Consider the following 22,269-nt stretch of genomic DNA (forward strand, 5'->3'; position numbering starts at 1 on the left):
TCTTATCTTGCTAGACTTTAAACTCTTTTATTAGAACTTTAATTTCTAAATTTATATGAAAAAAATTCTCCTTGTATTGGTAGTTGTTTTAAGCTACAGCGGATACTCTCAAAAAGTGAAAGATAGCGTTATGTTTAAGAAACAAAAAGTCTATCGGGAATTAACCATTTCTCTTCCTCCTTCCTATTCTAAAGAAACAAAAAAATCCTATCCTCTATTATTTTTATTGGATGGCGATTATCTTTTTGACCCGTTTCAAGGTGCTTTAAGTTATGGAAATTATTGGGACGACTTGCCCGAAGTAATCATTGTTGGAATTAAACAAGAAAGAGAAAGAGATGATGATTGCGCTATTGATGCAACCACAGGATTACCAGACGAAAAAGGCGAAGATTTTTTTGAGTTTATTGGAGGCGAATTAATGCCATACATTCAAAATAAATACCGTGTTTCTCCTTTCAAAATCATTGCAGGTCATGATCTAACTGCAAGTTTTATGAATTTTTATTTATATAAAGATACCCCGTTATTTAACGCTTATATTTCTTTAAGCCCTCAATTAGCTTTAGATATGGAAACACGAATTCCTGAAAGACTGGCTACTTTTAAGCAAAATATTTTTTACTACCAGTCTTCTTCGGATGGAGACATAAGAAAATTGAAAGGCAAAATAACTTCTTTGGATGAAAATATGAAAGCCGTTGTAAATGCAAATTTAAATTACAAATACGACGAATTTAAAGGTGCATCCCATTATTCTTTGGTATTATATTCTATTCCGAATGCGTTATATCAATTTTTTGCTACTTACCAACCTATATCTGATACCGAATTTCAAGAAAAGATTATCAAATTGGAGTCGGGTTATGTGACTTATTTAAAAAATAAATACGATCTTTTAGAAAAAGCGTTGAGCATTAAAATGAACATCCGAATTAACGATTTTAAAGCAATTGAAGCGGCAATATTAAAAAATAAAGCCTATGCCGAATTGGAACAATTAGCACAACTTTCGCGTAAAATGTATCCTAAATCCATGCTTGGTGATTACCAAATGGCACAGCTTTATGAAAACACAGGAGATATAAAAAATGCAGTAAAATACTATCAAAATGCTTTTCAAATGCAGCCTATAGGAAATTTAACCAAAGACATGATGTTGGATAAAGCAACAGAACTACGTGCTCAAATAAAAAAATAATGGCTAAAATTAAAACTTCCTTTTTTTGTCAAAATTGCGGAACCCAATATTCCAAATGGCAAGGGCAATGCAATGCCTGTAAAGAATGGAATACTATTGTTGAAGAAGTAATTCAAAAAGAAGAAAAAACCAGTTGGAAGACTTCTTCCGAACTTAAAAAAGCGCCCAAACCACTAAAAATTGCCGAGATAGATTCCTCGCAAGAAGTGCGCATGGATACTTTGGATGGCGAATTAAACCGAGTACTTGGTGGCGGAATAGTCCCTGGTTCTTTAATCCTTCTTGGCGGTGAACCTGGCATTGGAAAAAGTACTTTATTACTTCAAATATCTTTAAAATTACCTTACAAAACTCTATACGTTTCGGGAGAGGAAAGTCAGAAACAAATAAAAATGCGCGCCGAAAGAATTACTCCCGAAGGCGATAATTGTTATATTCTTACCGAAACTAAAACCCAAAATATCTTTCGACAAATTCAAGAAATGGAACCCGAAATTGTAATTATCGATTCCATTCAAACATTGCATACCGATTATATTGAATCTACTGCAGGGAGCATTTCTCAGATTAGAGAATGTACCGCCGAGTTGATAAAATTTGCAAAGGAAACCAACGTCCCCGTTATATTAATTGGACACATTACCAAAGACGGAACCATTGCAGGACCAAAGATTTTAGAACACATGGTAGACACCGTTTTGCAATTTGAAGGCGATAGAAATCACGTGTACCGAATTTTACGAAGTTTAAAAAACCGATTTGGTTCTACAGCCGAATTGGGAATTTACGAAATGCTAGGTTCGGGTTTGAGAGAAGTTTCTAATCCTTCCGAAATATTACTTTCGCACCGGGAAGAAGAACTTTCTGGTACTGCTATTGCTTCTACTTTAGAAGGTATGCGCCCGTTAATGATTGAAATTCAAGCATTAGTTTCTACCGCGGTTTATGGAACTCCGCAACGTAGCACCACAGGTTATAATGCCAAAAGACTGAACATGCTCTTGGCGGTTTTAGAAAAACGTGCCGGATTTAGGTTGGGCACTAAAGATGTTTTCTTAAACGTTACCGGTGGGATTTCTGTAGACGACCCTGCTATTGATTTAGCGGTTGTAGCGGCAATTCTTTCTTCTAATGAGGATATTCCTGTTGGAAAAGATGTTTGTTTTGCTGGAGAAGTAGGGCTTTCGGGAGAAATCCGACCGGTGAACAGAGTAGAACAACGCATTCAAGAAGCTGAAAAATTAGGATTTGCAACGATTTTCGTATCCAAATACAATAAAATTTCCACAAAATTTCCAGGTATAAAAGTAGTTTTAGTCTCCAAAATTGAAGAAGTAGTAGAGCATTTGTTTGGATAAAAATACTATTTATAAAATTAGTTCGTTACTAATTAATTGACATTAAAATCATATGAAAAAATTACTTCTTATCACAGTACTGGTTTCGGCAATTAGTTTTGCTCAAAAACCAATTTTTGCTTCCGCAAAAGTAAAAGCCGCCACAGTATATTTTAATGCTGCCGAGTTGCAACAAACAACTTCGATAAATCTTCCGGTAGGAACGAGCGAAATTGTCATTAAAAATGTAGCCGATTATTTGAATGAAAATACAGTTCAAATTGGAGCACCCAATTCGGTGACGGTTTTGTCGGTACAGTTTACCCAAAATTACATCTCCGAATACGAAATTGACGAAAGCAATCCTGCCATTAAAAAAGTGCGCGATAGTATTACTATTGTAAACAAGGAAATTGCTAAAATTCAAATTGAGAAAGTTTCCAATTCTAAAACTGTTGATTTATTAGATAAAAATCAAATGGTTGCTGGCGCTAATACAGGCTTGAATATTGCCGAACTGATGAAGTTGGTAGATTTTTACAAAGCCAAACGCAGCGAGTTGAACAACACTATAACCATGTTACAAGAAAGAGAAACCAAGTGGAATATTCAATTGCAAAATTTGAACAAAAAGCTAGAAATCAACACCCAAAAAGAAGACAAATCCTCCGACGGAAAATTAATTCTTCAGGTGATGAATGAAGTTGCCGGAAATGTGAATTTTGATATTAATTACATCACCAACAATGCCAATTGGAAACCGTTTTATGACTTGCGTGCCGATAGCGTGAAAGACCCAATTAACATGATGTATAAAGCACAAGTGACTCAAAACACAGGCATCGATTGGAAAAAAGTGAAATTGACTTTGTCTAGCGGCAATCCAAATCAGAATAATCAAGCACCTATTTTAGGATCTTGGTTTTTGAGATATGGATACCAAGATGATTATCGTAATGGGGATGTTCTTAGTAATAAACTTCAAGGTAGAGCATCTGGCGTTCAATTAAATGAAGTTGTGGTGGCAGGATACGAAATGAAAAAAGACAAACAAGTCCGTTCTATAAATGCAACCGATGTGGAAACCCAACTCAACGTTTCCTTTGATATTGACATTCCGTATGATATTTTATCCAATGGGAAAGCCCATTCGGTGGCTTTGAAAGAAATTAAATTGCCTGCTACTTACAAATATTATGCAGCACCACGTGTGGATAAAGAAGCGTTTTTATTGGCAGAAATTAATGATTATTCCAAATACAATTTGTTGCCTGGTGAGGCCAATATTATTTTTGAAGGACTGTATGTAGGCAAAACGACTATCAATCCAAATCAAACCACCGATACCTTAAATTTAAGCATGGGACGCGATAAAAAAATCTCAATCAAACGGGAGAAAGTGGTGGATAAATCGGGTACCAAATTCTTGTCTTCTTATAAAGAGCAAATGTTTACCTACGATTTAACCATTCGAAACAATAAAAAAGAAGATATTCAAATGCTATTGAAAGACCAATATCCATTGAGTTCCGATAATGAAATCACCATTGAATTATTGGAAGATGGCAAAGCAAAAGTAAACACCGAAACTGGAATTCTTACTTGGGAATTGAAATTGGCTCCCAACGAAACTAAGAAAATCAGAATTAGTTATAAAGTGAAGTATCCAAAGGATAAGGTGATTGATAACTTGTAGGTTTTATACCCATTTTTAGTTGAAACATCTGCATTTGTAATTAGAGCGTTCGAATTTGTAGTTGGAGCGCCCACATTTGTAATTGTAGAAGGTGGGAGTAGACATTAGATTGCGTAAACTCTACGGAAGCTCAATAAAGCTAAACGGAAGCTCAATAGTGACTTACCAAAACTCCAATAATTGTCAGGTAATAGTCATGGAATTATTAATTGAAAATACCGTAAAGATTTGTTTTACAAATCTATTACGGACTTTTAATGTACGGTATTCAGTTAATAAGTCTAACTTTTTTTTGGAATTAGATGAAATAATTTCATTTTTTGAATAAATAATAACCCCTAAATTTCCTAAGAGGTTATTTCGACTTGGTAGACTAGCCATATTAAATCTCTAACAAATTGATCCAAGATTTTGAAGATTTTCGACGCATTTTAATGGTCCAAAATAACCTTAAAATTTTTAAGGACTGCCATATTAATTTTTTTAAAAGTAATAAAAAGTATTTTATTTTAGTTTTTTGCTTTTCAATACCAATATTTGACAATCACAAATTCCTTTAGATAAGGCTTGTTGTAGGATATTTTGCATTTGTAGTAAAATTATTGTTAATTTTTTTTGAACTTGAACCAACTTGCACCTTAATTGTATTAAAATATTGTTTAAATTGCAGAAATTTAGGGTTATACTAAAAATAACAGTATTATAATTAAATTTTTTTCCTCTCTTTTGAGAGGGTAAACGTTTAGGACAAATTAATTAAACTAATTTATAATTTGATTTATCTTCAAATAGTAACAGCCAATTTTTTTGGTTTTTAAATAATTGATTTATGAAAACCAAAAAAATACTTATGGTAGTTATAGCAATTCTAGCATTTGCAGTAACAAAAAGTTATTCTCAAAATTTACCTTCTTATATACCCACCAATGGCATTGGTGGGTATTGGGGTTTTAATAGTAATGCCAATGACGAAAGTTCCAATGCTAATAATGGAACTATAATAAATGGGGCTTCATTGTGTGACGGCAGAAGCGGAGTTTTAAATAATGCATTTGATTTTGATGGTATTAATGGCCAGATAAATGTAAATCATTCCAGTTCTATATCTCCTCTGAACTATTTAACCGTTTCAGCATGGATATTTCCTAGAGTCTATGAAGATAATAAATATTGTGTATCCAAAGGATCCCATATAAATTTAGATTATAGAAGTTATTCAATCATTGGACCTCAATCAAATGGAAAATGGATGTTTACTCTTAACGCAGGAGGTTCAGAAACACAACTTGAAAGCAATAGTAATGCAACTCTCAATCAATGGAGTTTAATAACGGTGGTTTATGATGGTAATCAAATGTATTTATATATAAATGGTACACTTGATAATCAAACAATAAAAACAGGAACAATAAACCAAACTACTGAAGGATTAACGTTTGGAAGTCATATCTTTTATTCTTATTCTGATTATTGGTTTAATGGAAAAATAGATGACATCGCCATCTATAATCGAGCCCTATCCCAACCCGAAATTATACAATTATTTACAGCAAATCAAGCTACCGATGCCTTTATTACCACATGGGTAACAGACGTTAATAATGAAACACTTACTTTACCAACTCAACCAGACGCCTCTAATTATACAATAGATTGGGGAGATGGTTCGGCTACAAATACTTATACGGCAACTCAATCACCATCTCACACTTACAACAATATCGGCGAACATACGGTAAGTATTACGGGTACTTTTCCTCATTTAAAATTTGTCGAACAAATTAAACTAAAAGCCGTGCAACAATGGGGTACACAAAAATGGACGAGTATGGCTAATATGTTTCAGTCCTGTGCGCTTCTTAATAGTTTTCCTTCCCAAGCACCAGACCTTTCGTTATGCACCAATATGTATCAGATGTTTTACAATACACCCTTCAATCAACCTATTGGTAGTTGGAATGTAAGTCAGGTAACAAATATGCAACAAATGTTTATGCTAACTCCATTTAATCAGTCTATTGAAGATTGGGATGTTAGTCAGGTAACCAATATGTACCAGATGTTCTACGGTACACCCTTCAATCAACCTATCGGTAATTGGAATGTTGGTAACGTAAGTAATATGTTTCAAATATTTATGCAAACTCCTTTTAATCAGCCAATCGGAGATTGGGATGTGAGTAAAATAACAAGTATGTATCAAATGTTTTATGGCACTCCGTTCAACCAACTTATTAGTAATTGGGATGTGAGTCATGTTACAGATATGCAACAAATGTTTATGTACACTCCTTTTAATCAGCCTATCGGTGATTGGGATGTGAGTCAGGTAACTAACATGTATCAGATGTTTTACGCAGCCCCCTTCAATAAACCTATCGGTAATTGGAATGTAAGTCAGGCAACCAATATGGAACAAATGTTTATGCTAACTCCATTTAATCAGTCAATTGGCAATTGGGATATTAGTCAGGTAACTAATATGTATCAAATGCTCTATGGTACTAATCTCTCTACCGTCAATTATGATGCTACACTTATTGGCTGGGCAGCAAGAGCTGCAAATAGTGGTGTAAAACAAATGGTGACTTTTTCCGCAGGAAATTCTAATTATTGTAATGGTGTAGTGGCTCGAGATTATTTAACAAATAACTTTGGTTGGAATATAACAGACGGCGGAGTTGATTGTATTTCTTTCTCAACAGAATCAATCCAATCATTTTGTGGCTCAGCTACGGTGGGAAGCCTAGCAGCAACTGGCTCCGAATTAAACTGGTTCTCTACAGCAATAGAGGGATTAGCATTGGCTTCAGATACACCATTGGTTACAGGAAATTATTTTGTATCGCAAACTATAAATTCCATTGAAAGTGCAAGAACCGAAGTAGCAGTAACTATTTCACCACAAGTTACCCCAACGTTTGCGCCAATTGCCTCTACTTGTTCCGGTTTTAATATAAACGCTTTACCAACTACTTCCAATAATGGAATTACAGGAACTTGGTCACCAGCAATTAACAATAATGTTACAACCACCTATACCTTTACTCCAAATGCAGGGCAATGCGCTGTTACTACAACACAAACAATTTCAATTACAAACCCGTTTATAACCTCTGAGATTTCATTTGAAGCGCCACAAGTTACTGCTGCTTCTTTATTAAATGTTACTGTAGGAACCCAAATTTGGACGAATAAAAATTTAGATATTGCTACTTATCGAGACGGTACCCCAATACCACAAGTAACCGATCCAAATCAATGGGCTAACCTAACTACTGGGGCTTGGTGTTATTATAATAACGACCCAGCCAATGGTGAAGTTTATGGCAAACTATACAATTGGTATGCCGTGGCTGGCATTTATGATGCAGCATCATTAAACGACACAACTCTAAGAAAACAATTTGCGCCAACGGGTTACCACGTTCCAACAGATGCCGAATGGACTAGTTTAACTACGTTTTTAGGTAGCGAAAGTGTTGCAGGCGGCATGATGAAAGAAACGAGCACAGAGCTTTGGAATAGTCCTAATCAGGATGCTAACAATAGCAGTGGTTTTACAGGTCTTCCAGGAGGTTATCGCGTCTACGATGGGGCATTCGGCACCATTGGCGGCTACGGCAGTTGGTGGAGTTCGTCAGAGTACGATACGACGGTCGCCTGGGCCCGCAGCCTGGGTTACTGGTACGGCAGTGCCGGCAGAAACCTCAACGTTAAGACGTACGGTTTCTCAGTTCGCCTTATTAAAGATTAAATATACCCCATTACCCAATATAACTTTTCCTATTAAAAGAATACAATTATGAAAACAAGAAAATTACTTACCCTAGTTATAGCAATTTTAGCCGTTGCAATAACCAATATCCAAGCTCAAACTTTACCATCGTATGTACCTACTAATGGCCTTGTGGGCTTTTGGGGTTTTAATGGTACTGCCAACGACCAAAGTGGTAATGGCAATAATGGTACAGTAAATGGTGCTACCTTAACCACCGATAGATTTGGGAATGCAAATAGCGCATACAGTTTTGATGCTTCCCAAAACGCTAAAATTAGTTTGCCGTTGCAACAAAACGAAATTATTACTTATTCAATATCTGCATGGTTTAAAACTACATCTGAATATAGTGCAATATTAGCTGGTAGAATTACTTTAGATCAAGTTGGTTTAACTTTATTAATTCATGGCGGTAAGGTATTTTATATTGCAGATGGTGGAAATATTCAAACTGGGAAGTTGACAAACACTAACTATAATGATAATCAATGGCATCATGTAGTAGGTGTTTATAATGGCACTCCTGGAATAATAGATCCAAATCAGTTTGCTATATATGTTGACAGTGTATTAGTTAGTCAAATAAATGTGGTTAATGGTTATGTAACAGCATATGCTCCAATAAATAATGGAACCGATTTATTATTAGGAGTATGGGGGTCGGGTTATAATTTTAATGGACAAATAGACGACATCGCCATCTACAACCGTGCATTAACCCAAACTGAAATCACTCCATTATATAATGCAGCTAAAGTCACTCAAAATCTTTGTACTAAAACCATTCAACCGTATAATGTAAATGTTGGCGATATCGCGCACGAGGCTTCTACTTACATATGGAGTATATTTCCTGCAGCACCAACTGCTGTTATTACAGGAAATGGTACCAATTCAATAACTATAGATTGGACCAACGTTACTAATGGTTCCTATAGATTACAAGCAATAGAAACAAATGTGCTAGGCTGTGAAAGTACTGCCGTTGCAGCAACCATTAATTTATTGGCAACCCCAGCTCCGGCTGCACAATCCCAAACTTTTTGTGCCAATGCAACTGTAGCGAATTTAGTTGCGACAGGCACCAGCTTGAATTGGTATGCTGCTGCAACTGGCGCAACCGCTTTAGATAGTACAGCAATTTTAACCACAGGAACTTATTACGTGTCGCAAACCATTGGCACTTGCGAAAGTATAAAAACGGCAGTAGAAATAACAATTACACCACAAGTTACCCCAACGTTTACGCCAATTGCCTCTACTTGTTCCGGTTTTAATATAACCGCTTTACCAACTACTTCCAACAATGGAATTATAGGAACTTGGTCACCAGCAATTAACAATAATGTTACAACCACCTACACCTTTACACCTAATGAAGGTCAATGTGCTGCTGCTACCACGCAAACAATTATTATTACAACGCCGTTAATAACTTCTGAAATATCATTTTTGCCAATTCCACCTTTTGTTAATATTGGAACCCAAATATGGACAAGTAAAAATTTAGATATTGCTACTTATCGAGACGGTACTCCAATACCACAAGTAACCGATCCAAATCAATGGGCTAACCTAACTACTGGGGCTTGGTGTTATTATGACAACGACCCAGCCAATGGCGAAGTTTATGGCAAACTATACAATTGGTATGCCGTGGCTGGCATTTATGATGCAGCATCATTAAACGACACAACTTTAAGAAAACAATTTGCGCCAACGGGTTGGCATGTTCCAAGTGACACGGAATGGAGTACATTAAATACCTTTTTAGGTGGTGATTCAGTTGCAGGTGGCAAAATGAAAGAAACAGATGTTACACATTGGTTAAGTCCTAATGCAGATGCTACAAACAGTAGTAATTTTACAGCACTTCCGGGAGGTTGTCGCTATAGCAATGGGTCGTTTGACTTCTTTGGTAGCAACGGTTACTGGTGGAGTACTTCCGAGGACGGAATTGCAAATGCTTGGAGTCGTGTCCTGAGATATTATAATGGAAATGCCGATGGTTACAACTATGAAAAATTGCACGGTTTCTCAGTTCGCTTTATTAAAGATTAAATATACCCCATTACCCAATATAACTTTTCCTATTAAAAGAATACAATTATGAAAACAAGAAAATTACTTACCCTAGTTATAGCAATTTTAGCCGTTGCAATAACCAACATCCAGGCTCAAACTCTACCATCGTATGTACCTACTAATGGCCTTGTTGGCTATTGGGGTTTTAATGGTACTGCCAACGACCAAAGTGGTAATGGCAATAATGGTACAGTAAATGGTGCTACCCTAACTACCGATAGATTTGGGAATTCAAATAGCGCCTATAGTTTTGATGGTAATGATTTTATTGAAATAGCGGATAATCCAACATTGAATTTTACAACACAATTTAGCTTGTCGTTTTATTTGAAAAACAACGAATTAACAGGTGGATGGTTTTGGTGTATTAGTAAAGAAACATCTAATAATATAGGAATTGGTACTTTTATAGCTCAAAATGTTCTATTTTACACTAAACCACAAAGTTTTGGAAGTATTACTGATTTATCAAATCAAAGTTGGGATTTAATCACAATAACAAATGATAATGGTCAATCGAATATGTATAAAAATGGAGTTTTAATTAAGTCCGATATAATTCCCATTTCCAATAATACTCAATCTTTAATTTTTGGCGGTAATGGCGGTAATGATGCTGTAGGAACTTTAAATGGATTTTTGGATGATATTGGCATTTGGAATAGAGTATTAACCCAATCGGAGATTACCCAGTTATATAATTCTTCATTAAGCACTCAAAATCTTTGTACTAAAACCATTCAACCGTATAATGTAAATGTTGGCGATATCGCGCACGAGGCTTCTACTTACATATGGAGTATATTTCCTGCAGCAACAAATGCTGTTATTACAGGAAATGGTACCAATTCAATAACTATAGATTGGACCAACGTTACTAATGGTTCCTATAGATTACAAGCAATAGAAACAAATATGCTAGGCTGTGAAAGTACTGCCGTTGCAGCAACCATTAATTTATTGGCAACCCCAGCTCCGGCTGCACAATCCCAAACTTTTTGTGCCAATGCAACTGTAGCGAATTTAGTTGCGACAGGCACCAGCTTGAATTGGTATGCTGCTGCAACTGGCGCAACCGCTTTAGATAGTACAGCAATTTTAACCACAGGAACTTATTACGTGTCGCAAACCATTGGCACTTGCGAAAGTATAAAAACGGCAGTAGAAATAACAATTACACCACAAGTTACCCCAACGTTTACGCCAATTGCCTCTACTTGTTCCGGTTTTAATATAACCGCTTTACCAACTACTTCCAACAATGGAATTATAGGAACTTGGTCACCAGCAATTAACAATAATGTTACAACCACCTACACCTTTACACCTAATGAAGGTCAATGTGCTGCTGCTACCACGCAAACAATTATTATTACAACGCCGTTAATAACTTCTGAAATATCATTTGTTGCGCCACCTATTACGGTAGTTCCTTCACCAAGTGTTCCAACTGGCAACCAAAACTACAGTAACCGAAAATTTATGATTTTCAACGTGTCCGAATTAAATAGCATTGATTTTTCAACCGTATTAGAAACATCGGCACAAACAGTCAGAATATCTGTTGATGGCACAAAAACATTTGTTAAATGGGATGGCGAAATGCCTCAATGTGTAATTAACTTAACAACAAAGGAAGGCCCTTATTCATATGAAGAAATATTAACCATTTTATCAACACCAGCATGGTCAGCTCCAATGCAATATTGATAATGGTTTAACAGTTCGCCTACACAAAGATTAAATATACCCAAATACCCAATATAACTTTTCCTATTAAAAGAAAACAATTATGAAAACAAGAAAAAAATTAATAACAGTAGTTGCAATTTTTACATTTGCATTTAGTTTTTCACAAACAGTTCCTTCGTATGTACCTAGCAATGGGTTGATAGGTTGGTGGCCCTTTAATAATAGTTTTAATGAACAATCAGGCGCTCATGAAACTGTTTCTAATTTCAATGTTCAACTTTCTACAGACAGATTTAATCAAGAAAATTCAAGTGCATATTTTAACCAAGATGGAACTTGTAGTACAAGATTAGAAACAACAATAAATGGTAATCTAGTTAGTACAGGAATTAGTTTTGATTTTTGGGTAAAAAGAGATGGAAATGGATGTGATAATCCTCGTGTTTTATGTATTGGGAGTGTTCAATGTATGTGGGATAATAATTCCTCTGGTCCAACTTTAGGACAAGCCGACGGTACTAATTCAGTAGGCGCTACATATAACTCAATTCCGAATAATGAATGGGCAATGATAACATATACAAATGATGGGGAAACAGCCAAGTTTTATCAAAATGGAATATTAATATATAGTATGCAAAATTTAATGCACCCAATACCGTCATTAGGCACTGGTGGATCAATTGGAATGTATTGGTTTGGCGCGCCACTTCATGGTGGTTTTCAAGGAAATATTGATGACCTTGCCATCTATAACCGTGCTTTAACCCAACAAGAAATCACCCAATTATATACTTCATCAACAAGCACTCAAAATCTTTGTACCAAAACCGTACAGCCTTATAATGTTAATGTTGGCGATGCCACTCACGAGGGCTCTACTTATGCTTGGAGCATAACTCCTGCAGCACCAAATGCTGTTATTACAGGAAATGGCACTAATGCAATAACCATTGATTGGACTAACGTTCCCGATGGTTCTTATAGATTACAAGCGATTGAAACTAGTATTGAGGGCTGTGTAAGTACTGCCGTTGCAGCAACCATAAATTTATCGGCAACTCCAGCACCAATAGCACAACCGCAAAATTTTTGTAACAATGCAACCGTTGCTAATTTAGTAGCAACCGGCACCAACTTGCAATGGTATGCAACTGCAACTGGCGGCACCACTTTAGATGCCACCACAGCTTTAACTACGGGAACTTATTACGTATCGCAAACCATTGGCACTTGTGAAAGCGAAAGAACGGCTGTAGCACTAACCATTTCGCCACAAGTTACCCCAACGTTTACGCCAATTGCCTCTACTTGTTCCGGTTCTAATCTAACTGCTTTACCAGTTACTTCCAACAATGGAATAACAGGAACCTGGTCGCCAGCAATTAATAATAATGTTACAACCACCTACACTTTTACTCCAGATGCAGGGCAATGTGCTGCTACTACCACACAAACTATAACTATTACTACACCTAAAGTAACCTCGGCAATTTCATTTGTAGCGCCAACAGCTACAGTTGCTGCTTTGCCAAATGTTACTATAGGAACCCAAATTTGGACGAGTAAAAATTTGGATGTATCTACCTACCGTGATGGCACCCCGATACCTCAAGTAACTGACCCAACGCAATGGGAAAATTTAACTACAGGCGCATGGTGTTATTATGACAACAACCCAGCAAATGGAGAAGTTTATGGAAAATTGTATAATTGGTATGCGGTAGCAGGAATTTATGATGTATCATCCTTTAACGATACAACTTTAAGAAAACAATTTGCGCCTGTAGGTTGGCATGTGCCAAGTGATAATGAATGGAATACTTTATCTGCCTTTTTAGGAGGTGAAAGTGTGGCATCAGGAAAAATGAAAGTAACTGGCACAGAATTTTGGGCAAGTCCAAATTCAGATGCTACGAATAGTAGTGGTTTTTCAGGTCTTCCAGGAGGTTACCGCTTCAACCAAGGACCATTCAATTTTATTAATGAGTTCGGTATCTGGTGGAGTTCGTCGGAGACAAGCACTACGGACGCTTGGGGTCGTAGCCTGAATTACGGCGGTAGTGGTAACGACAATGCTGGCAGCGGTAGCGCCAATAAGGCATTCGGAGGATCAGTCCGCCTAATAAAAGATTAAATATACCCAAATACCCAATATAACTTTTCCTATTAAAAGAAAATAATTATGAAAACAAGAAAATTACTTACCCTAGTTATAGCAATTGTAACATTTGCAGTAACCAATATGCAGGCACAAACTTTACCATCGTACGTGCCAACCAATGGCCTTGTGGGCTATTGGGGTTTTAATGGTAATGCCAACGACCTAAGCGGTAATGGCAATAACGGCACCGTAAATGGCGCTACCTTAACTACCGATAGAAATGGAAATGCGGATAGCGCGTATCTTTTTTCTAATAATTATATCACTATTCCAAATAGCACTGTATTTAATTCTAATGATTTAAGTATAAGTTTTTGGATAAATAGCTCAAATGTTGCACGACAGTGCGCACTAATAAGATTGAGATATACTGATGCTGAAAACGAACATTTTGGAATTTTGTTTAGCGATCTAACGCAATATGGTGTGGAACTTGCAGCAAAATATAATAATATAAGTTGTATTCCAGGAGAAGGCTGGGAAAAAAATGAAAAAAGTCAAAACATTATGGATTCTAATTTCCACCATGTTGTGGGAACCATTAGTGGAAATTCAATGAATTTATATATAGATGAAGTACTAGTAAAAACGATGACAACTTTATTTCCTCAGACTTCGAGTTGTTGGGATGGTGACATACAAATAGGAAGGAATTGGGCTGGTGACATTGCTTATTTTCAAGGAAAAATAGACGACATCGCCATCTACAACCGTGCCCTAACTCAAGCCGAAATAACCCAATTGTATACTTCATCAACAAGCACTCAAAATCTTTGCACTAAAACCATTCAACCTTATAATGTAAATGTTGGCGATGCCACGCACGATGGTTCTACTTATGCTTGGAATATTTTACCTGCAGCACCAAATGCTGTTATTACTGGAAATGGTACAAATGAAATAACCATAGATTGGACCACTGTTCCCGATGGCTCTTACACGCTTCAAGCTGTAGAAACTAGTATTGAGGGTTGTGTAAGTACTGCGGTTACAGCCACCATTAATTTATCGGCAACTCCAGCCCCAATCGCACAACCGCAAACTTTTTGCAACAATGCAACCGTTGCCAATTTAGTAGCAACTGGAACGGATATTAAATGGTATGCTTCCGCAAATGACGGAGCCGCTTTAGCAACTACAACCCCGTTAACAGCTGGAACTTACTTTGCTTCTCAAACTATAAACAGCTGCGAAAGCACCAGAACTACAGTAAATGTTTCTATTACACCGCAAGTTATTCCATCGTTTACGCAAATAGATCCTTATTTTTTGGGAGCCAGTATTCAAAATTTACCTACAACTTCATCAAATGGAATTATTGGAGCATGGACACCACCAATAAATAATCAACTAACAACAACATATGTTTTTAGTCCAAATATTGGGCAATGTGCTTCAAATAGTATAATGACAATAACTATTTTGAAACATTTATCCCATTCAGTTATAACAAATAACTCAAGTATTTGTCCAGAAGATCAAGCAACACTTACAGTTATAATTGATGAAAACAAGGTTGTAGATATCGAAGGTAATATATATCAAACGGTTAAAATAGGAAGTCAATTATGGATGGCTGAAGACCTTCGTGTAAGTACTTTAAATGATGGTACATTAATTCCACAATTACAATCTTCAATCGAATGGAATAATGCAAATGATTCTGCTTGGTGTTATAATTCAGCAAACTTAAGCGATTGTGCAAATATTGGTAAACTATATAATTTTTATACAGTTAGTACAAATAAAATGTGTCCGATTGGTTGGCATGTACCAACTTTTGATGAGTGGTTTGGTGAAAGTGGATTAAAAACATGGGTAATAAATTCGTTTCCTAATCAAACTTCAAATTCAGGAGGTATGTTGAAAATTACAGGTACAAACGAATGGAATGAACCAAATGAAGGTGCAATTAACTTATTAAATTTCAATGCCCGTCCTTCTGGCGGTAGAGATTTAGACGGTAATTTTTTAACTTGTGGAACAAAAGCTCTATATCATATTAATAACACTTTTGGAGACGGAGAATCACATTATGTTCAATTGTCTAATATGTCTGGTGATTTATCAAGAATATCTCCATGGCGTGGTAATGCTCCTGAGACCAAAAAAATGGGAGTGTCAGTTAGATGTTTGAAAAATTAAATTGAATTTAGAAATTTCCCTAATTAGACTAAAACAAAAACTAAAATACTTATTATGAAAAATTTAGCTGCTTTTATTATTGTTGTTTTTTCATTTTTTTCTTATGAAATTAACGCTCAAACCACTTACCTATGGAGTAATGGGGAAACAACACCATCTATTAATGTTAATCCTAGTGTTACTACTACTTATTTAGTCACTATTACAAATAATGGTGTTAATTATTATGATAGTTTGGTCATTACCGTGAATAGTAACTCTGTCATCACGGGTTCTAATTTCGTATGCATCAACGGAACTAGTCAACTATCTGCAACATATACCCCTGCAAGTTCAAACCCTTGGAGTTCTTCAAATACTGATGTTGCAACAGTATCTGATACAGGCTTAGTGGCAGGAATATCATCGGGTACATCAACAATAACATATACTAATGTTGACAATTGTCAGGTAACTAAAGTTATCACAGTAGCACCTCAAACTACCCCAACATTTAATGCAATTGAGTCAATTTGCTCAGGAGTCGTTATAGATGCTTTACCAAACATTTCAACTAACGGATTTACAGGAAACTGGTCACCTGAGGTAAATAATTTGGTAACCACCGAGTATACCTTTACACCAGATGCTGGACAATGTGCTACTACTGCTACCCAAACAATTACAGTAAATCCAGCAGCTAGTACTACCACTACTATCCTAACAATGGATAATTATACATGGCCAGTAACGGGAGCTATTTACACCACTTCAGGTACTTATACGTATGTAAACGAGTGCCATACTGAAATTCTGAATTTAACTATTGCACCAGCAATAACTTCCGAAGTTAGTGTTTTGGTGTGTGGAGATTCTTATACATGGGCTGTAAATGGCACTGTATATACAGAATCCGGAGATTACACTTATGTTTTAGATAATACAATTTCTATTTTACATTTAACACTTACTCCCGCAACACAAACACAAGTTACTATCGCCACTTGTGGTGCTTATTATACTTGGGATGCCAACGGAACTGAATATACCCAATCTGGTGATTATACTAATAGCGTAGACTGTACTACTAATATTTTGCATTTAACACTAACACCACCAACCGAAACAGAAGTAACTGTTGCAGCTTGTGGTGTATCGTATACTTGGGATGCCAATGGAACGGAATATACCCAATCTGGCGATTATACCAATAGTGTAAATTGTACTACTGATATTCTGCATTTAACACTTACGCCAGTAGTTCAAACAGAAGTAACTCTTGCAGCTTGTGGCGCCTCTTATGTTTGGGAAGCCAATGGAACGGAATATACCCAATCAGGAGATTATACTAATAGTGAAGATTGTACAACAGAAACCCTACATTTAACCCTTACCCCAGCCACACAATCTGAAGTTACCGTTGCCTACTGTGGAGCTACCTATGTTTGGGATGTTAACGATACACAATACACCCAATCGGGCGACTACACCAATAGTTTAGATTGTACTACAAATATTCTACATTTAACAATCACCCCAACTACCCAAACAGAAGTTAGTGTTACTGCATGTGGAGATACTTATTTTTGGAATATTGATAATTCTGAATATCCTAAGTCTGGCGATTATGCTTATAGTGTAGATTGCCATACCGATATTTTACATTTAACCCTTACTCCAGAAACACAATCCGAAGTTACCATTGCCGCTTGCGGGGATACGTATGTTTGGGATACTAATGCAATCCAATATACCCAATCGGGCGACTATACCAATACGGTAAATTGCCATACGGACATTTTGCATTTAACCCTTACCCCAGCTACTCAAGAAGAAGTTAGTATTGCTGCTTGTGGAGATTCCTTCACTTGGGAGTCCAACCAAACGCAATACACCCAGTCTGGTGATTATACCAATAGTGTAAATTGTATTACCGAAACCCTACATTTAACGCTTACTCCAGCTACACAATCGGAAGATACTGTTGCAGCTTGCGGGGATTCTTATGTATGGGAGGTAAACGGAGCGCAATACACCCAATCGGGTCAGTACATTAATACGGTAAATTGCCATACGGATATCTTGCATTTAACTCTTACTCCAGCTACGCAAACAGAAGTTAGCGTTGCAGCTTGTGGCGATTCTTATACTTGGATTGCAAATGATACGCAATACACCCAATCGGGAGATTACACCCTTGAGGTAAATTGCCATACGGACATTCTGCACTTAACACTTACTCCAAGAGTAAATAATACTACTACCATTGCCGCTTGTGATAGTTATTTCTGGACGGTAGATGGTACTACTTATACCACATCTGGAAATTATACTTTTGAAACAGAGTGTACTATTGAAAATTTAGTTTTAACCATCAACAGCAATGCTATTACCGCCCAACCAACTAGTACAAGCATTTGTAAAGCAACAGGAGCCACAGCAACATTTTCTGTTGCAACACCTGCCGATGCTGCTACCTATAAATGGTATATGCAAGCTGCTACAGGAACCACTTGGACGTTAATTTCTAACAACGCCAATTATTCTGGAGTAACTACGGCTAACTTGACTATTACCAAAACCAATACCGTACTTCCAGCTTCTGGAACAAAATACAAAGTAGAAATCACTAGTATATGTGGTGTTAAAACCTCCGAGGTGGTTACCATTACCGATTTAATTACACTCTCCAAAGCAACTGCAATAAGTGTTGTAGGCACTTTATCACCACTATTAACTACCTGTCAAGGTACTAGCGTAAATGTAGCATTAGCAGCAGGAAGCATTGGGAACATCCAATGGCAAGCTTCTGCCGATGGAATTACGTATGCTAATGTTGGCGATATATTTGAACAAACAGCACTATCGGCAAGCAATCCATTAATTGTATTTAATACAGGAGTCTTAACCCAAACCACATGGTTTAGAGCCGTAGCATCCAATGGTGTTTGTAGCGCAGCAAAGGCAACGGCAATCAAAATTACAGTAAGCCAACCCGCTTCTGTTGGAACACTTTCCCAACTTGCGAGCACTGTGTGCACCGGATCGGGAACTACATTAAATTTATCCAGCACCACAGGAAGTATTGCCTGGTATAAATCTACCAATTACACCGCTGCAACGCCAACATGGAGTGCAGTGGCAGGTGCTACCACAGCAACTTTAAACACAGGAACATTAACCTATTCGGCATCCGTGCCAATGGTTTGGTACAAAGCAATTGCAACCAATGGCGCTTGTAAAGACTATTCAGCCGTTACATCGGTTAGCATTTCTGCTGCAGCAAAAGCTACTAAGCTAAGCGTTGTAGGAACTTTGTCTCCAGCTTTAACCACCTGTCAAGGAAATAGCGTGAACTTAGCTCTAGCAGCAGGAAGCATCGGAAACCTACAATGGCGTTCTTCTACGGACGGCGTGAACTATGAAAATGTAGGTTCTATAATTGCAGCAACTTCTGCAGCAGCAAATCCAAGCATGGCATTCAACACCGGAGTTTTATCGCAAACTACTTGGTTCCAAGCAGTGCTAACAAACAATAGTTGTACAGCAATGGCAACACCAATAAAAATCACTGTGAGTGCACCAGCAAATGCAGGAAGTATAGTAGGAGGAGACGTTACGGTATGTGCTTATGCAACCACAGGTCTTGATCTAAACGGAAATCCAACTGCATTTAGCAACAGCACCCTACTTTCTGTAGAGGGAGCAACAGGAACTATTAAATGGCAAAAATCATTAAATTATATAAACGCTACAGGTGCCACTCCTGTTTGGATTAATGAAACTAGCACTACCGACCAATTGACGGTAAACAATCTAACTGTTGCAACTTGGTACCGAGTGTTAGTAACCAACGGCGCATGTGTTGCCACAGCAATCCCAGTAAAAATATCGGTAAGTAAAGCGGCTGTAGCAGGAAGCATTAGTGCGACTGCCAATGGCGCAACGACAACTTCGGTTTGTACTGCTGGCGATATTACATTTACCTCTGCTGCTTTTGTAGGAACTGCTATCCAATGGGAAGTATCTACCGTTTCCGCTACAACTGGATTCCAAGCAATTGCTGGAGCGAACCAACTTACATTTACTATGACTAGCGTTGCATATGCTCCGTTATCTGCTTTTTATGTACGAAGTGTGGTTACTAGCGGAAATTGTAGCACTGCACGAAGTGCCGTTAAAACCATCAAGGTAAACCCACAATCGGTTGCAGGAATTGCTAGTGGAGCAAGAGCAATCTGTTCTGGTTCTAATGCAAAAGTACTAGTTGTAGGCGCTACAGGAAGTATCCAATGGCAATCTTCTGCCGACGGAGTTAACTTTACAAATGTTCCTACAGGTTTAGCCACAGCGGGTACTAATTACGTTTCTGGTTCTTCTACAGCAACCACAGCAACTTATCTAGTAACCAATGTTACTGCTGACACCTATTTTAGAGCAAAAGTCACTAGTGGCGTTTGTTCGGTAGTTTATACCAATGCTGTTGCATTAAATATAACAACTGCTGCAGTATCTGGAACCATAACTAGGTTAAGCCCAATGGTATGTTCTGGAACTGGAACCACACTAACATTAACCGGAGCATTAGGAAGCATCCAATGGCAAAAATCGACTAGCTTAACTGGAGTTTATGTAAATATTAATGGAGCTACAGCCAACACGTTGGCAACTGGAAACATAACCGTAGCAACTGCTTACAGAGCGGTAGTTACCATAGGATCTTGTTCTACAGTAATCGCCGACCCAGTTTTAGTATCGGTATACAGCGCACCATTGGCAAAAACAATTACTGCCAATACAACCACGCCAAGTGGGGCTACAGCAGTATTAGCACTATGTGCCTCTACCAATAAAATGTTAACAATAGCAGCGGGTTCTAATGGAGCAATCCAATGGCAACATTCTACTACTTCTACTACCACAGGATTTATGGATATAGCAGGAGAAACAGCAACAACCTACACGGTAACCAACCCAGCAATTGGAGTAAATTACTACAGAGCGAAGTTCACTAATGTGTGTGGAGTGTCTGTAAACGGAGTAGCATTTACACTGCACTACAAAGATTGTGCAATTGCAAAAGAGGTTGAATCAACAGAGGTAAACCTGCCGTTTGCGGTAATTGCCTCCCCGAATCCATTCACGACTTCTTGCAACTTAAATATAACTACATCGAGCACCGAAATAGTACAAGTTCGCATTTACGACATGATAGGAAAGTTAATCGATAAAACCGAAGTAACTCCAAGTGCAATAAACGATTTACAATTAGGTACAAACTACCCAACAGGAGTGTACAATGTGATTGTAAGCCAAGGCGATAATGTGAAAACGTTACGGGTGATTAAGAGATAATCTATCATGAATTCTAAATAATTCAAAGCCTCCTCAAAAAATTGAGGAGGCTTTTTTATTGGTATTCATAGTCCTGCATTATGCTTTTTTAAAACAACTTTGTAGTTGAAGTAGGCGATTTAAGAGAGTAGTCATTAGATTGTTTAAACTTTAGGACACAATCCTTTGTGCCTTTTGTGGTAAAAGAATCCGCCCCAATCTGCGTTCCATTAATCACACGGAAGCTTTATATTGATATCCCATAATTTTAGGAGGGGTCAGTAATAAAAAACAATGGTAAAGTAATTTTAGTAATAACAAAATAACTGTAAAAATGATTAGAAATAAAGCCTCAACTTGACAAGATAAAACAGGATTAAAAATTGTAAAAAAATAATTTTTGCAATTAATAAAAAACGATGTAATATTACATAAGAAATAAAAAATTAGTTGACATAAAAAATTAGTAATTAACAACAAAAAGTGTCAAGTAATTTTAGGAGGGGTCAACCGAAACTCAATAATGACCTACCGAAACTCAATAATGACTTACCGAAACTCTATAATGACCTATCGAAACTCAACAATGACTTACGGAAACTCTATAATGACCTACCGAAACTCTATAATGACCTACCGAAACTCAATAATGACTTACCGAAACTCTATAATGACCTACCGAAACTCAATAATGATGTGCGGAAGCTCTATAATGTTAGAGGGAAGATGAATAATAATTGTTTGGTAATAGTCGGGAAATTATAATAGAAAAAGCCCGTAATATATTGATTAACAATACAATTACGGACTTTTAATGTACCCGAAGCCGGAGTCGAACCGGCACGGTTTCCCACA

10 protein-coding genes are annotated in these 22,269 nt (G+C 37.1%); all 10 read left to right on the top strand.

Annotated elements, in window-relative coordinates; genetic code table 11:
* Window positions 1-55: 55 nt before the first annotated feature.
* Complete coding sequence (locus ACIQ2J_RS12450) at window positions 56-1,201, top strand: alpha/beta hydrolase-fold protein (protein ID WP_396170313.1); 1,146 nt, start codon at window positions 56-58, stop codon at window positions 1,199-1,201.
* The gene (gene radA / locus ACIQ2J_RS12455) at window positions 1,201-2,559 is read left to right on the top strand and encodes a DNA repair protein RadA (RefSeq protein ID WP_396170315.1); all 1,359 of its coding nucleotides are present in this window, start codon (window positions 1,201-1,203) and stop codon (window positions 2,557-2,559) included. Before ACIQ2J_RS12450 ends, radA begins: the two co-directional genes overlap by 1 nt.
* A 52-nt stretch (window positions 2,560-2,611) precedes the next feature.
* The gene (locus ACIQ2J_RS12460) at window positions 2,612-4,234 is read left to right on the top strand and encodes a DUF4139 domain-containing protein (protein ID WP_396170317.1); all 1,623 of its coding nucleotides are present in this window, start codon (window positions 2,612-2,614) and stop codon (window positions 4,232-4,234) included.
* A gap of 829 nt (window positions 4,235-5,063) precedes the next feature.
* On the top strand, window positions 5,064-7,991 hold the full coding sequence (locus ACIQ2J_RS12465; protein ID WP_396170320.1) for a BspA family leucine-rich repeat surface protein: 2,928 nt from the start codon (window positions 5,064-5,066) through the stop codon (window positions 7,989-7,991).
* A 48-nt stretch (window positions 7,992-8,039) separates the two neighbouring features.
* Window positions 8,040-10,076, top strand: a complete 2,037-nt coding sequence (locus ACIQ2J_RS12470; RefSeq protein ID WP_396170322.1) for an FISUMP domain-containing protein — start codon at window positions 8,040-8,042, stop codon at window positions 10,074-10,076.
* A gap of 48 nt (window positions 10,077-10,124) precedes the next feature.
* Window positions 10,125-11,810 (top strand): LamG-like jellyroll fold domain-containing protein, encoded by a 1,686-nt coding sequence (locus ACIQ2J_RS12475; RefSeq protein WP_396170326.1) that lies wholly within the window; start codon window positions 10,125-10,127, stop codon window positions 11,808-11,810.
* 82 nt (window positions 11,811-11,892) lie between these two features.
* Complete coding sequence (locus ACIQ2J_RS12480; RefSeq protein WP_396170328.1) at window positions 11,893-13,929, top strand: FISUMP domain-containing protein; 2,037 nt, start codon at window positions 11,893-11,895, stop codon at window positions 13,927-13,929.
* A gap of 48 nt (window positions 13,930-13,977) precedes the next feature.
* The gene (locus ACIQ2J_RS12485) at window positions 13,978-16,101 is read left to right on the top strand and encodes an FISUMP domain-containing protein (RefSeq protein ID WP_396170330.1); all 2,124 of its coding nucleotides are present in this window, start codon (window positions 13,978-13,980) and stop codon (window positions 16,099-16,101) included.
* Window positions 16,102-16,155: 54 nt separating this feature from the next.
* Window positions 16,156-21,435: a T9SS type A sorting domain-containing protein gene (locus ACIQ2J_RS12490; protein WP_396170334.1), complete on the top strand. Its 5,280-nt coding sequence runs from the start codon at window positions 16,156-16,158 to the stop codon at window positions 21,433-21,435.
* Between the two features lie 502 nt (window positions 21,436-21,937).
* A complete protein-coding gene (locus ACIQ2J_RS12495; protein ID WP_396170336.1) occupies window positions 21,938-22,144 on the top strand; it encodes a hypothetical protein in 207 nt (68 codons plus the stop codon).
* The last annotated feature ends 125 nt before the right edge of the window (window positions 22,145-22,269 follow it).

The organism is Flavobacterium sp., assembly GCF_044357305.1.
Taxonomy (GTDB): domain Bacteria; phylum Bacteroidota; class Bacteroidia; order Flavobacteriales; family Flavobacteriaceae; genus Flavobacterium.